Annotated in this window: 14 protein-coding genes, 1 pseudogene and 1 other annotated feature; of the genes and pseudogenes, 3 read left to right on the forward strand and 12 right to left on the reverse strand. The window is 43.6% G+C overall.

Features of this window, described 5'->3' with window-relative positions:
- The first annotated feature begins 105 nt into the window (after positions 1-105).
- The 3 genes from KQI39_RS05090 to ilvN all read left to right on the forward strand — a co-directional run bounded on the left by KQI39_RS05090 (position 106) and on the right by ilvN (position 4054).
- Positions 106-1389, forward strand: coding sequence for an HlyC/CorC family transporter (locus tag KQI39_RS05090; protein ID WP_119248332.1), 1284 nt, complete (start codon positions 106-108; stop codon positions 1387-1389).
- 82 nt (positions 1390-1471) lie between these two features.
- Positions 1472-1713, forward strand: a binding site (T-box leader).
- A 100-nt stretch (positions 1714-1813) separates the two neighbouring features.
- On the forward strand, positions 1814-3532 hold the full coding sequence (ilvB, locus tag KQI39_RS05095; protein WP_216417004.1) for a biosynthetic-type acetolactate synthase large subunit: 1719 nt from the start codon (positions 1814-1816) through the stop codon (positions 3530-3532).
- Positions 3533-3544: 12 nt separating this feature from the next.
- Positions 3545-4054 (forward strand): acetolactate synthase small subunit, encoded by a 510-nt coding sequence (gene ilvN / locus KQI39_RS05100; RefSeq protein ID WP_015526065.1) that lies wholly within the window; start codon positions 3545-3547, stop codon positions 4052-4054.
- 97 nt (positions 4055-4151) lie between these two features.
- Here the strand turns inward: ilvN and KQI39_RS05105 are convergent, their stop codons facing one another.
- The 12 genes and pseudogenes from KQI39_RS05105 to KQI39_RS05160 form a co-directional block, all read right to left on the reverse strand.
- Positions 4152-5114 carry a carbohydrate kinase family protein gene (locus tag KQI39_RS05105; protein ID WP_216417006.1) on the reverse strand — a complete coding sequence of 321 codons (963 nt, stop codon included), beginning with the start codon at positions 5112-5114 and terminating at the stop codon, positions 4152-4154.
- Complete coding sequence (locus tag KQI39_RS05110) at positions 5098-6462, reverse strand: MFS transporter (protein ID WP_119248331.1); 1365 nt, start codon at positions 6460-6462, stop codon at positions 5098-5100. The genes KQI39_RS05105 and KQI39_RS05110 overlap by 17 nt, the downstream gene beginning before the upstream one ends.
- Before the next feature lie 18 nt (positions 6463-6480).
- Positions 6481-6873 (reverse strand): VOC family protein, encoded by a 393-nt coding sequence (locus KQI39_RS05115; RefSeq protein WP_021652508.1) that lies wholly within the window; start codon positions 6871-6873, stop codon positions 6481-6483.
- 9 nt (positions 6874-6882) lie between these two features.
- The gene (locus KQI39_RS05120; RefSeq protein WP_059086986.1) at positions 6883-7911 is read right to left on the reverse strand and encodes a zinc-dependent alcohol dehydrogenase; all 1029 of its coding nucleotides are present in this window, start codon (positions 7909-7911) and stop codon (positions 6883-6885) included.
- Between the two features lie 424 nt (positions 7912-8335).
- Positions 8336-9508, reverse strand: a complete 1173-nt coding sequence (locus KQI39_RS05125) for an ROK family protein (RefSeq protein WP_330653948.1) — start codon at positions 9506-9508, stop codon at positions 8336-8338.
- Positions 9509-9580: 72 nt separating this feature from the next.
- Positions 9581-9679 (reverse strand): annotated as a pseudogene (locus KQI39_RS17850) (TnpV protein); the annotation flags it as partial.
- A 93-nt stretch (positions 9680-9772) separates the two neighbouring features.
- Positions 9773-11230: a 23S rRNA (uracil(1939)-C(5))-methyltransferase RlmD gene (gene rlmD / locus KQI39_RS05135; RefSeq protein WP_216417008.1), complete on the reverse strand. Its 1458-nt coding sequence runs from the start codon at positions 11228-11230 to the stop codon at positions 9773-9775.
- A 160-nt stretch (positions 11231-11390) separates the two neighbouring features.
- On the reverse strand, positions 11391-11621 hold the full coding sequence (locus KQI39_RS05140; RefSeq protein WP_015526073.1) for a hypothetical protein: 231 nt from the start codon (positions 11619-11621) through the stop codon (positions 11391-11393).
- A 219-nt stretch (positions 11622-11840) separates the two neighbouring features.
- Entirely contained in the window at positions 11841-12194 is a 354-nt protein-coding gene (locus KQI39_RS05145; protein ID WP_044961569.1) for a CGGC domain-containing protein, read from the reverse strand.
- 36 nt (positions 12195-12230) lie between these two features.
- Positions 12231-12986: an ABC transporter ATP-binding protein gene (locus KQI39_RS05150; protein ID WP_021651662.1), complete on the reverse strand. Its 756-nt coding sequence runs from the start codon at positions 12984-12986 to the stop codon at positions 12231-12233.
- Positions 12986-13981, reverse strand: a complete 996-nt coding sequence (locus KQI39_RS05155; RefSeq protein ID WP_330653951.1) for a FecCD family ABC transporter permease — start codon at positions 13979-13981, stop codon at positions 12986-12988. Before KQI39_RS05155 ends, KQI39_RS05150 begins: the two co-directional genes overlap by 1 nt.
- A gap of 104 nt (positions 13982-14085) precedes the next feature.
- Positions 14086-15180 carry an ABC transporter substrate-binding protein gene (locus KQI39_RS05160; RefSeq protein ID WP_216417010.1) on the reverse strand — a complete coding sequence of 365 codons (1095 nt, stop codon included), beginning with the start codon at positions 15178-15180 and terminating at the stop codon, positions 14086-14088.
- Positions 15181-15203: the final 23 nt, after the last annotated feature.

Consider the following 15203-nt stretch of genomic DNA (forward strand, 5'->3'; position numbering starts at 1 on the left):
GCTTTCCAGCCCTTGCCAAAAGCCCGAAAAACGTATATAATGTGGGAGTATCTATATATTTTTAACCAAATAAATCTTATTTTTTTAAAGGAGTGAATATTGAAAGTGGACCCCAGCGACACTTACCAGATAATCATATTACTTATTCTGCTGGCATTGTCAGCCTTTTTCTCATCTAACGAAACCGCGCTGATGTCGGTAAACCGGATCCGTCTCCGCTCTCTTGCAGACGAGGGCAACAAACGTGCATCCATGGCTCTTGACATTCTAGAAGATCAGATGCCAAAACTTCTCAGTGCGATTCTCATCGGAAACAACATTGTGAACATTTCGGCTTCTTCCCTTGCAACAACACTTGCATACAGTTTTGGCGGATATATGGTCAGCATCGTGACATTGATCCTTACTGTCCTGATCCTGATCTTCGGCGAGATCACCCCAAAGAACTACGCAACCATAAACGCGGAAAAGATCACTCTCCGTTATATCCCGATTTTTAAATTTCTCATGACTATTATGACGCCGGTGATTTTTATCATCAATCTCTTTTCCAGAGGTGTGATGCGCCTTATGCGTGTGGACCCGGATGCTGCCAGCAAGGCCATGACTGAGGAAGAGCTCCGTACCATCGTGGATGTGAGCCATGAGGACGGTGTCATTGAATCCGATGAGAAAGAAATGATCTACAATGTGTTTGATCTTGGAGATGCCACAGCCAAGGATATCATGGTGCCGAGAGTCCATGTTACTTTTGCAGACGTGGAATCCACCTATGATGAGCTGATCGAGATTTTCCGTGAAGACAAATTCACCCGTCTCCCGGTTTACAAAGACAGCCAGAATAATATCGTGGGAATTATCAATATGAAGGATCTTCTCCTCTATGACAAAAATGAAGAATTTGTCATTGACCGTTTCTTGCGGAAACCGCATTTCACTTATGAGACAAAAAGCATTTCCGATCTTCTTGTAGAAATGAAGGATTCCACCTTCAACATTGCTATTGTCCTGGATGAGTACGGTGATATGGCCGGACTTATTACACTGGAGGATATCCTGGAGGAAATCGTCGGCGAGATCCATGACGAGTACGACGAGAAAGAGGACGAACTTGTCCAGAAAATTTCCGACCGTGAATATATCATCGAGGGTTCCATGCACCTGGACGATGTGAACGATCACCTGAATACAGAACTGGATTCTGAGGATTACGATTCCCTTGGCGGATTTATCATCGAACACCTGGACCGCCTGCCTGTTGCCGGTGATGAAGTGATCACAGAGGAAGGCATCCGTCTGATCGTGGAAAAACTGGATAAGAACCGCATTGAGAAAGTGCATGTTTATCTTCCGGAAACGCTTCATGTAAGCGATCATGAATCCGAATAGAACCATTATCGGAACTGTCTATTTCTGATTGACAGTTCCGATATTTTATATTATAATAGTATAAAATTTTTATTCATATTTACTAAATGCAATGACAGGGAGTAGTACATAGTTTCCGGATGCACAGAGAGAAGATGGCCGGTGAGAATCTTCGTGACTGAACTGTGGAAGTAGCCCTCGAGCAGTGGACTGAACCATGGATCTTCATGCAGTAAGCTTCATCGTCATTCCCACGTTACAGGGAGGCAGTATAATTTTGTACTGGCAGAGAGCAGAGTTTTACCTCTGAAAACAGGTGGTACCGCGGAATCATCCGTCCTGAGCATATTTTATCCGATATGCCGGGACTTTTTTATTGGAAAAATTTCTCGCGGCAGCCCTTATCTGCTTAACTTTTCACATCATCAAAGGAGGGAACCAATTCATGAAACAGATTTCCGGAAACAAATTGCTTGTAAAAGCCTTAAAAGAAGAAGGCGTTGATGTTCTGTTCGGCTATCCTGGTGCCTGCACCATCGATATCAGCGATGAATTATATAAACAGAGCGGCATTGACATCATCCTGCCACGTCACGAACAGGCCCTTGTACACGAAGCAGATGCCTATGCCAGAACTACCGGAAAGGTTGGCGTATGTCTCGTTACCAGCGGTCCCGGAGCTACCAACCTTGTTACAGGTCTTGCAACTGCCAACTATGACAGTGTTCCGCTTGTATGCTTTACCGGACAGGTTGCCCGTCACCTCATCGGAAACGATGCATTCCAGGAAGTTGATATTGTAGGAATCACCAGAAGCATCACAAAATATGGCGTAACTGTCCGCAACCGTGAGGATCTTGGCCGTATTATTAAAGAAGCTTTCTATATTGCACGTACCGGACGCCCGGGTCCTGTTCTGATCGACCTTCCAAAGGACGTAATGGCCGAGCTTGGAAGTGCCGAATATCCGAAGAGTGTCAATATCCGTGGTTACAAACCGAATACCAGCGTTCACATCGGACAGCTGAAACGAGCTCTCAAAATGCTTCAGAAGGCAAAAAAACCTCTGTTTCTTGCCGGCGGCGGTGTGATTATTTCCCGCGCCCAGGAGATTTTTACCCAGGTTGTTGAGAAGACTCAGGTTCCGGTTGTCACAACCGTTATGGGACGTGGTGCCATCTCCACAAAGAACCCTCTGTTTATCGGAAATCTTGGTATGCATGGTGCTTATGCCGCAAATATGGCAGTGAATGAATGCGATCTTCTGTTTTCCATCGGAACCCGTTTTAACGACCGTATCACAGGCAAGCTCCATGAATTTGCCCCACATGCACAGATCGTCCACATCGATATTGACACCGCTTCCATTTCCAGAAATATCCATGTAGACATCCCCATCGTTGCCGATGCAAAAGAGGCAATAACAAAAATGAATGAATATGTACAGGACTGTAATACCGGCAAATGGCTGAAGCAGATCCAGGAATGGAAGGAAGAGCATCCTCTTACCATGAAAGATCGTGGTATTATGGGACCGCTGGATATCATCGGCGAGATCAACCGCCAGTTTGACAAGGCCATTCTTGTTACCGATGTAGGTCAGCATCAGATGCTAGTGAGCCAGTATGCAGACATCACTGAGAACCGTCAGCTGATCATGTCCGGCGGACTTGGAACCATGGGTTACGGCCTTCCGGGTGCCATCGGTGCCAAGATCGGCAATCCGGACACACCGGTCATCTCCGTTTCCGGTGACGGCGGCATGCAGATGAACATTCAGGAGCTGGCTACCGCAGTTCTGGAGGAACTTCCGATCATCTGCTGTATCTTTAATAATGAATATCTTGGAATGGTCCGCCAGTGGCAGAAGCTTTTCTACGGAAAACGCTACGCCATGACAAACTTAAAAGCCGGTGCACTCTCCCGCCGTACAGACGGACAGGAATATCCGGAATACACACCGGATTTCATCCGTCTCGCAGAGAGCTATGGGGCAAAAGGTATCCGCGTAACTGAAAAGGATCAGATCGCGGCTGCTTTCGAAGAGGCTAAGAAGAATACAAAAACTCCTACGATCATCGAATTTATCATTGATCCGGAGGAAATGGTTTACCCGATGGTTAAGCCGGGCGGTACTCTGGCTGATCTGATCATGGATTGTTAGGAGGAATGAATGATGGATAAAGGAATGAAAAAAAGATGGATCTCTCTCTACGTTGAAAACCAGGTCGGTGTTCTTTCCAAGATTTCCGGTCTTTTCTCCGGAAAGTCCTATAACCTGGACAGTCTTACGGTTGGAACCACCGAGGACCCCACAGTTTCCAGAATGACCATCGCCACAGTCAGCGATGATGAGACTTTTGAGCAGATCAAAAAACAGCTGAACCGTATGATCGAAGTTATCAAGGTCATTGATTTTACAGATGTATTTGTTCGAATGAAGGAGATCCTTTACATCAAGGTAAAGGGCTGCTCCCCGGAAGATAAAGTAGAACTTTTCCAGATTGCTGAGACTTTCAAGGCACGTGTCATCGACTATGGAAAAGACAGCCTCCTTCTGGAATTCGTCCAGACCGCAACCAAAAATGACGCGGTCATCAAGCTTATCAAAGAAGAGTTCAAGCATATCGAAGTTGTCCGCGGCGGAAGTGTCGGAATTGAGTCCATCAGTATGATGGAAAGATAAAAGCGGAATAATACTCCGACAGAAAAACACGGGGCTGATGCTTTAACGATTAATAAATCGTGATTTTTACAGCCCCGAGTTTGTTCATATACATTCATTATTTCTGCATAAATTCAAGCACTGCCTCTTTCGTCGGAATCGCAGGGATTCCGCCTCTCTTTTGCACACACAATCCAGCAACTGCATTTCCCAAAACAGCACACTTTTTGATTTCTTCCCATTCCATTTTTTCAACATTCTTATTCATAGAAAGGATACTGCATAATACGCCTCCCCAGAATGAATCACCTGCCCCAGTCGTGTCGACCGCATGTGTCTGAAATGCTTTGATGATTTCTTTTCTGCTTTTTGTTGTCATAAGAACGCCCTGTTCTCCCAATGTAATGGCAACCAGCTTTGGTCCCATGGCAAGGAGTTGATCTGCAGCCTGCTCATAACTTTTCGCCTCTGTCAACAGAATACTCTCTTCATCCGATACCTTCATGACATCTACCAATTCTATGACAGATCTCATTTTTTTCACTGCATACTCTTTGCTCTTCCAAAGAGACGAGCGATAATTTGGATCATAGGAAATAAGTACACCCGCTGCTTTTGCCATTTTTACCGCTTCGATCGTTGTACTTTCTGCCGGTTCATCTGTCAACGATAATGATCCAAAATGAAAAACTCTACAACCTGAAATTAATGTCTGATCCAGTTCTTCTTTTTTTAACTGTGTATCTGCACCCGGTTTTCTTGCAAAAGAAAAATTCCGTTCTCCATTTTCACCAATTTCCACAAATGCCAACGTTGTAAAATAACCCGGATCTTCAACAATAGCATCTGTATTGATTCCTTCCTTTTGCAGTGTCTTCTTTAAAAATTTACCATGCATATCGTTTCCAACTTTTCCAATAAAAGATGTGCGATACCCAAAGTGGCTTGCAACGGTTAGAAGATTTGCCGGAGCACCGCCGGGATTCTGTTCGAACAATTTCCTCCCATCCTGACTATATCCTGCTTCCGTAAAATCAATCAGCAATTCTCCCAATGCCACGATATCAACTTTTTTTTCCATTTTTTAGTTCCTCTACAATCTCGTTATAACGTTTTTTATTTAACCGGTAGAAAAATAATACAACCGCAGTCACAATCCACAGTACACCCGGAATCGTCGTAAATGCATGCTTCATAATTGAAAGTACAATTGCATTTTGTGTCTGATTTGCAATATAACCATATTTTCCAAGTAATCCTGCTAAAAGTGCTGTTCCAACTGCCATTCCGATTTTATTTCCAAGTGAAATAAATGCATACTGAAAACCGTCATTTCTAAGTCCGGTTTTCCACTCCCCATATTCCACACAGTCTGGAATAATTGCATAGATTGCGGTATTAAATCCAGAGAAGAAAAACTGTGTGAGACCAGATAATGCATAAAAAATAGCTGGTGATTCTTTGGCATTGAAGAAAAACATAGACAACATGGAAATTCCTGTAAATAAAGCAAAGAGAGATGCTGTTCTTCCTTTGTTATTCAACTTGCGGAATAATGGTTGAAAACAGGCTGCCCCGATGATAGAAGGAATAATAATGCACATCGAATAAGTTGTGTAGTAGGAGGCATTCCCTTCCACATATGTAAAATAATACAGAATATCTGCGTTTCTACCATATAATGTAAATCCAAATAATATCTGTCCTGCCAATGCAAGAAGATATGGTCTGTTCTGCATGACTGCTTTCAACTGTATCTTTACAGAAATTTTTTCTTTTTCCGGAGTAATCACTGCCTCTTTCGTCTTCGCAAAGCAGAAGAAATGACAGGCTGTAAAAATACATCCATATATGACCGCAACCGTCAGATATCCTGTCTTTGCACTGTGACTGCCGAATTTGCTGAGCAGCGGAACTGTGATAATATTTAACACACCAATTGCAATCATCGCTGCAACCGAACGGGATGTATTTATTTTTGCACGTTCATCAATATCCTGTGTCATAGCACCACACAAGGTTCCATATGGAATATTCACACAGGTATACCCCAAAACCAGCAGACAATATGTAATTACCATATAAATGATCTTTCCATTCTGCGGCCAGTCAGGTCTTGCCCAGAATGTCATAACAAGAAGAATCGCTGTAATTGGTGCCGCTACTAACAGCCATGGACGGTACCGTCCCCATCTCGATTTTGTTTTATCCGTAAGTCCCCCGACGATTGGATCATTGATCGCATCCCAGAATCTTGAAAAAAGCATAAGTGCTGACACAGCCGCCATACTGATTCCGAACACGTCTGTATAAAATATCATCAGAAAATTACTGACGAACATCCAGCTGAAATTACATCCGACATCACCAAAACCATATGCAATCTTACTGATCAGAGGTACTTTTCCATTTTTGTTTTCGCTTCCCATATGTCCCTCCTATTTTTATCAGAGTTTCTGACAGAACTCTATTCTTTCCTCATTTGGGCCCTTGATCATAAAAAACTTCACACCATTTTCCCAAAATGGCAGTTCTTCGATTCCGTCTGTAATAATTGTGTATTTTTCATTGCAGATTTTCTGATACATACTTTCAATGTCTTCCACATCAAGTGCAACATGTTGGTATGCACCGTCTGACATTGCCGCCTGCCCATTTTCAAAAGTCTCTATACAGTAATTTTTTATCTGTAAAAATGCCACTTTTTCCCCTGCTTTTTCATTATAAGACTGCATAATTACTTCAAATCCAAGACTCTTATAAAACTCAACTGTTTTCTGCAAATCGTTTGTCGGAAGCCCGATATGAGCAACTCCGACAATTCCATATTTATTTTCCATACGAACTCCTTACTTTTCACTGACGTTGATAATTACTTTCATCGTTGTCTCGCGGTTATCATCAATATACTGGTACGCCTTCAGATAATCTTTAAAAGCAAATGTCTTTGAGATGAGCGGTTTCAAATGAACTTTGCCCTCATTTACCAGTCTGATTCCATCTATGTAATCATCATGGCGGTACATCATCGTGCTCTTAATGTCAAGTTCGTGGTCATTTGCCACTGCAAGATCTACTTCTGCCATTCCTGCAAAAACAGCCACCAGTACGATCGTGCTTCCTTTTCTTGCATATTTAATTGCCTGTCCCATTGTGATATTGTTTCCGGCACAGTCGTAGATCACATCTGCCTTATCCGGTCCAAATGCTTCGATCATTGCCTCACCGAAGTCTTTATTTTTGGTATTCACACACACATCAATTCCACATTCTTTTGCCTTTGCCAGTCTAAGATCACTGATATCTGTGATCATCACTTTCGCTGCCCCCATTCCTTTTGCTGCCTGTGCCACGAGATTTCCGATCGGTCCTGCGCCAAGGACTACAATATTCATGCCAGCCACATCGCCCATCTGTTTTACACCATGAACTGCCACCGCAAGAGGTTCGATCATAGCTCCTTCTTCATAGGACATATCTTCTGGAATAGGTGTTACTTTAGATGCATCCACTGCAAAATACTCAGATGCTGTTCCTGTCGTCTGAAATCCCATTACTTTTAATTCCTCACAGAGATTATACTTTCCATGACGACATGGATAGCAATGTCCACAATATACCTGAGGCTCTATCGTCACCTTCTGTCCCACATGAAACTCTGTGACATTTTTTCCAAGTTCTGTAATCTCACCAGAAACCTCATGTCCCTGTGTTACCGGATATTTTGTAAACGGATGTTTTCCATGATAAACATGAATATCTGATCCACAAACACCAATATTCATAATCTTTACCAACACCTGATTTTCCTTTACCTCCGGAACCGGAACCTCTCTGAAAATAATTTCTCCTGGATTTGTCATTACCTGCTGTAACATAATTGTTTCCTCCTTTTTTATCATAATTGTTTTCTCCTTATTTATATTGTTTTATTTGATCTTTTATAAATTGTTTTATTAAAGCAATTACATTATTATCCTGTAAACACGATTTGTCAATATGTTTTTCATAATTTTATATATTTCATAATTTTAAAATACATTTTTTGTGTATTTTTCACAATCAACACGAAAAAAACGGAAAGGAAACCGTAGTTACTGTTTTCTTTCCGTTTTTTACTATAATATCTTTTTCTAATTTTACACAACTTCTCGTTTTTCACACATATAAAGCGGACATCTGCATTCACTTTGCAACCTGTCAGTGGGAGCTTTTAACTCCAACAGAGTGAACATCCCCTTACCCAACGCTTGATGCCCTGCGCACCAGATGCGGTGTACTGCTTATCTGCGTTCAAAAAATTTACAATTCTGCCATATGTTTTGTAAAAAAGTATTTCGCAGCTCCAACAGCCGACGCTTCTTTCTTATACGAACAATTTTTTAAGTATGAAACATCATGCTCAAAGCCATTATATGCCATCACTTTTTCTCCCAGTGGTATCATATAATCTGACAATACACCTCCCACATCACCTCCGAGTATGATATCCATATCATATGCCATCCGCAGATTTGATATCAAAACAGCAAGATGATCCAGATACGCATTCCATGTCTGCAAAATTTTTTCATCACCACTTTCAATTTTTTCCATAAATGCATCCAGTGACTGCCTGTTATCTTGTGTCAGTACACTTGCAGCACAATATGCATCTGCACATCCTGCTTTACCACAATAACACTTTCTTCCACCGGGAACGAGTATCATGTGACCAAACTCACCTGCTTTCTGGTTCTGCCCTCGAAACAGCTTTCCATCTATGCAGAATGCGCCTCCTAAGGTGTGGTTCAAAGACAGATATATCGCATTTGGATACTTTTGCTTTTTTTCTGCAAGCATTGCAGCATTAGCATCGTTTTCAAAATATACTGGAATTTCCAAAGCCTGCTCTAAAAAGCGCAGACTATAATTCTCTATACCTAAAGCATGGGATTTTAAAACGATCCGTTCTTTCTGATCAATAATTCCCGGAATCGCCACTCCAATCCCAAGTAGCGTATCCTTCGCTAATTCGCCTTCAAGAAAAGTTTTGACCTTTTGTGCCACTTCTGTACAATAGGATAATTCTGCCGTAAATTTTAAACGGATGCGATCTTTTTTTATAATCTCATCTCCAAGATTTACTAATACCATTTCTATATGATTCGCTGTAATCAAAATTCCCATTGCATGACAGTATGACTTATTGATCCCTATACTTTTTGCCTTTCGTCCACCGGTCGAAGCATATTCCCCAGTTTCTTCCAACACCATTTTTTCTAACAAGTCATTCACATTTGCTAACACAGTCGGCATACTCAAGTTTAACTCTTTTGCGATTCCCGCCTTGGATGTAACATGATTGTTCAGCACATAATTAATTATTCTTTTTCTTGTTATATTTTTTTTATCTTTATTTTCCGTTTTCTTACCCTCTTTTATTAAATATATTATAAAAGAATTATATGCTTTTTTATTCTTCTTGTAAAGCAATGTTTTATAATAAATCTCCGACAGAATTTATCTTATAAACAGCAAAAAGCTCCCGAAGGAGCTTTCCACGCATTAGAACACCAATTCTTTTAACACAATCTCTTCTGCCATATTACGAATATCATTTACCAATCTGACCCATTCCATCTAATCACGAGCTTTCAACTCAGCACTGGTTGCATCCAACTCATCTAAGTCGATCTCTATCGTGTCATCTGGTTTTTGCGCGAGCAACGAGGCAAGCCGAGATGCTTGCATCTCGATTTACCGACTACCGCGTTCATCGAGACAAGTACTCTTGTCTCGATGTTGGGACAAAAGAACAACCGTCTCCACATGAACGCCCTGGCAGAACTGATCTACTGCACAGGCGTGGGTCATCTCATATCCTGCCTCATAAAATGCCGGGAGGTCTCTTACAAGACTTGTAACCTTGCAGGAAATGTATACGATCTGGTCTACACCGTAAGCCAGGATCTTTGGAAGGGCTTTGGGGTGAACGCCATCTCTGGGCGGATCAAGGATGATCATATCCGGTTTCTCCGGCACATCATCCAGAACCTTCAGCACATCCCCGGCAATAAAACGACAGTTATTGATGCTGTTAAGTGCAGCGTTTTCTCTGGCGGCTTTTACCGCGTCTTCCACGATCTCCACGCCGATCACCTCGCTGGCAACGGACGCCGCAAGCTGGGCAATGGTGCCGGTTCCGCTGTAAAGATCAAACACTACCTTATCTCTGGTATCTCCTACATATTCCCGCACCTTGGAATACAGGATCTCCGCAGCCAAGGAATTTGGCTGGAAAAAGGAAAAGGTGCTGATCTTAAATTTCAGCCCAAGAAGTTCTTCATAGAAATAATCCTTTCCATAAAGGATCTTCGTCTCGTCGCTCTGTACCACGTCGGATAAAGAATCATTTAAAATGTGCATGATCCCCACGATCTTCCCTTCCAGCGGAAGCGCAAGAAGCTGTTCTTTCAGAGGCTCCAGATCATATTCTTCCTGGGTGGTGGTTACCACATGGACCAGGATCTCACCACTTGTGACGCCTCTTCGAAGAAGAAGATGTCGAAGATACCCCACATGCTGCAGCTTTTTATAGAAGCTGGCATTACGCTCCAGGAAAAACTCCCGCACGCAGACCAGGATCTTCGTCATATCCGGATGGACAAGCTTACAGTCATCCGTATTCAGGATATCGTAAGTGCTTCCCTTCTTGTGAAGTCCAAGGGACAGCGGCCCATCCTTATACTCATCCCCAAAGGAAAACTCCATCTTATTGCGGTACCCAAACTCAATAGGACTGCCATAAATCCCATCCCAGTGATATAAATGATCTGCAGCCTCAGCTTCTTCCGTCCCATCACTGTTCTTCCCGATCTTAGCCAGACTTTCTTTTACTGCCCCATCCAGAAGTTCTCTCACCTGGCGCTCCTTCATCTCCTTCTGCGCCTCATAGCTCATGGTCTGGTACATGCAGCCGCCGCATGCCGGAAACTCCTGACAGGCAGGTTCTCTTGTTTCCAGGGGAGATTTCTCCAGGACCTCCAGAAGACGTCCTTCCGCCCGGCCGGAACGTTTCTTATTGATCATAAACCGGACTTTCTGTCCCGGGATTCCGTTTTTTACAATTACTTTCTGGTCATCAACCCAAACAAAACCTTTGTTTGGAAATTCCACTTTTTCTATAATACCTTCGTAAATTTCACCTTTTTTCATAAATCCTCTTTCTGTTTTATAACTAGTGCAGCGTTTCACGGTCCGTCTTCAAAAATCAAGCCCCGGTATCGCGCCGGGGCTTCAATTATCCGCTTCTCATATTCATACATAACAGACAGCCATTCTGATCTGCTCAAAACAGCCTCTGCAGTGAAAGTTCTTACTCTTCCTCATCCTCGAAATAATCATCGAAGTCATCATCAAAATCTTCTTCAAAATCTTCCAGATAATCCGGAGCGAAGAAACGGTATACTGCAAACGCAATACCGGCAACAGCTGCAACAGCACCGATGATCGCCAGTACCCAAAGGACTGTGTTCTTATCTTTCTCTTCTTCTTTTTTCTTCAGTGTTGCGAGCAGTTCTTCAAGTTTTGTTGTATTTAAATTCATAACACTGCACCATCCTTTCTTTCTGTTCGGCTGTACTTTCTGTCAGTAAATCTGCAGCGCAGCGTTTTTTAAGGTCGCTGCACCCGAGCCTTTTTTTAATGTTCTTATTATACCACCATATGTCTGGTTTTACCAGAACTTACACAAATTTTCGCAGAAACATTCTGTAAAAAAATCGCCGTATTTCCGGCATTTCCGGAAAGATACGGCGGTTTTCTCTTATTCTTTATGGGTTCCTCGGATCACTTTGATCCCGCGTTCTTCTATCAGACCGCAGATCTGTGTTATCCGCGGACATTCCTTTTTTTCCTCATTCAGACGGCATACCCCGACATGGATGACGCTGATCTTTTCACTGACCAGCCGGTCTGCCTTTTCCAAAATCCCCTCATCTTCAGCAGGTTCTTTTGCATTGGTTTCTTTGCATCCGTTGCATGTCATCACAGCTGCCAGAATCGTATCTTCCGGATAGCCGGAAAAAAAATCTCTTCTTTCCCGAAATGCAGACAGACATCCTGCCCTGGTACACACATCATTGGAATTAAGGCATGTCAAAATCCCGATCTTTTTCATCTTTTTCCCTCTATGCATCCCGCCTCACAGCCAGAATCATAAAAACAAAATATGCATCTTTCCGCGGCTGTCGTAAACGATCTCCGCTTCTACTTTATAGATCCTGCGGATCAGCTCCGGGGTCAGGACTTCTTCCGGCGTTCCGTAACCTTCCAGAACTCCGTCCTTCAGTACATAGATCTTATCACAGTATGCTGCTGCAATATTCAGATCGTGAATAGCGGAGATCACGGTTACATTAAGTTTTTTCACCAGCTCCATCAGCATGATCTGGTGGGTAATGTCCAGATGATTGGTAGGCTCATCCAGAATCAGTGCAGAGGTCTGCTGGGCAAGTGCTCTTGCCAGGATCACCCTCTGCTGCTCTCCTCCGGAAAGAGTGGAAAAGGTACGGTCTGCAAACGCCTCCATCTGTACGGTTTTCAGCGCTTCATCCACGATCTGGTAATCTTTTGCATTGTCCCGTTCCAGAGTCTTTTTATGAGGCGCACGCCCCATAAGAACCACCTCGCGGACCGTAAAATCAAAATTATAATAATTGTGCTGTGCCACCACGGCCATTTTTTTCGCAGAGCTTCGAACACTCATGGAATGAAGCTCCTCGCCGTCCAGATACACGGCTCCTGCGTCTGGTTTCAGAATACGGTAAATGCATTTCAGCAAAGTGGATTTTCCGCTTCCGTTTGGTCCGATGATTCCTACCAGTTCCTTATCCTGGGATTCCATGGAGATTCCCTTCAGGATCTGTCTGGCGTGAAAGCCAACCTGAATATTTTCTGTGGTGATCTTCATTACCGGGCACCTCCGAATCCATAGGATTTCCGCACAAGCAGATAAATAAAGCAGGGAGCACCGATAATGGATACCAGCACACCGATGGGCATCTCGGAATTTTTAAGGATCACACGACATGCCACATCGCACCAGATCAGAAACGATGCACCAAGAAGCGCACTTAAGGGGAGCAGTTTTCTGTGATCTGTTCCAAAAAGGATCCGGACCACATGAGGGATCACCAGTCCCACAAATCCGATCACACCGGCACAGTACACGGCAAATCCGATCATAACAGAAGCAACGATCAGATAAAAAGTCCGCAGTCTGTGCAGATCTGTTCCAAGGGTAATGGATACGTCATCTCCCAGAAGCATCAGATTCAGGTTCCGGTACTGCGTCCAGAAAACAGCCACGCACATCAGCGTGACCGGAAGCATTACACCCACTCTGATCCAGCTTGCTCCGGCAAGACTTCCCATGCTCCACTTCATAACTTCTGTTGCCGCATTTTTGTCATTGGTAATATAAATGACAAAATTGGAAAAAGCAGAACAGACTGCGCTGACCGCCATTCCCGCAAGGATCAGTTTTGCGGAAGTTGCCTTTCCACCCATGTTTGCAATGGCGATCACCGCAAAAGAAGTGATCATCGCGCCAATGAAAGCTGTGATTCCCACAGAGTTTCCGCCAAGAAAGCTTCCGATTCCAAGCATGATGGCCAGTGTGGCACCCAGAGATGCACCAGATGAGATACCCAGCACATACGGGTCTGCCAGCGGGTTCTGCACGATAGCCTGCATCACCACGCCGCACACGGAAAGAGCCATTCCAACTGCCAGAGCCAGAAGGACTCTAGGCAGCCGGATCAGCCACACAACATCATGAACTGCGCCTTCCGCATAGGCGGACAGACTTTTTATATGAAACAATTTATAAGCGATAACGCCGTATACATCCTTCAGTGACAGATCCGCATTTCCAAAAGTGATGGCTGCAAGTATGGAAAAAATAAGGAATCCTGCAAGTCAGATGAGAACTGCCACATACATGGATGTTCTGAGCACCTTATCTTTTTTTCTCTGTGAAGCTGTTTCTTTCACTGCATTTTCTCCGATCAGTCAAGATTTACGTCCGGATATAATCCCTTTGCAAAAGTTTCGATTCCGTCCTGGGTACGTGTTGCACTTGCATACATCTCACTGAGCATGATCGGGTAAACACGTCCGTTCTTTACTGCGTCAAGGCTCTTCAGGGACTCATCATCCTGGATCACTGCAAGCTGGCTGTTCTTAACAGTTTCCGGATCATCTCCTGCATATGGCATGTAAACCACAAAGATCACGTCAGGGTTGGCTGCGATGATATCCTCTTTTCCAACGGTGGAAGCATCCGGGTTTGCAAGAGTTGCGCCTAACTGTGTTACCATATCTCCGCCAAGGCTCTTTACGCCATAGTTTGTGATGTCATCTCCAAGAGGCTCCAATACCATTACGCTTGGTTTGTCTTTTACATCTGCAGTTGCAGTAAGAGTTTTGTCGATCACTGCTTTTGCATCATCAACGATAGCCTGTGCTTTGTCCTGTACATCGAAGATCTTTCCGATATTTAAGATATCTGTGAATTCATTTTCCAGTGTTCTGGCGCCGTCCGGACGAGTATTGGTGTTGTAGTAGGTGTTGCAGCCTTTGTCGATCCAGTCTGTTACATTTCCCAGATTCTCATCAGAGAAAAGAGAGCTCCAGGATAAGATCATGTCCGGCTCCAGCATTGTTACAGTTTCAAGGGATGGGGTAAATTCGTCAAGATAATTTGTTTTTGAGAATGCTTCTTTGAGATCTTCCGGAACTTCATTATCAAGACCTGCGGTAGCTACCAGGTGGTCTTCCAGACCAAGTGCGAGCATAGTCTCAATGCTTCCCTGATATACAGCAAGGACTTTTTCCGGTGCTTTTTCATAAGTGGTTTCGATTTCGTTTCCATCGTAATCATAGGTTGTGATGGTCAGAGGATATTCTGTCTTGGTTGCCTCTGCGGAAGAATCTTCGGTGTCTGCAGACTCTGTACTGTCTTCTGCTGCCGGCTGGTTGTCTTCCTTGATGGTCTCGGAGTCTGCTCTCTCTGCGGCATAAACAGCCGGAGCTGCTGATACGGTCATTGCCGCTGCCATTACCATTGCCATGATTCTTGTGGATACATACTTGTTTTTCATTTCATTTCCTCTCTTTTCGCCTG

Source organism: Blautia sp. MSJ-36, assembly GCF_018917985.1.
Classification (GTDB): Bacteria; Bacillota; Clostridia; order Lachnospirales; family Lachnospiraceae; genus Blautia_A.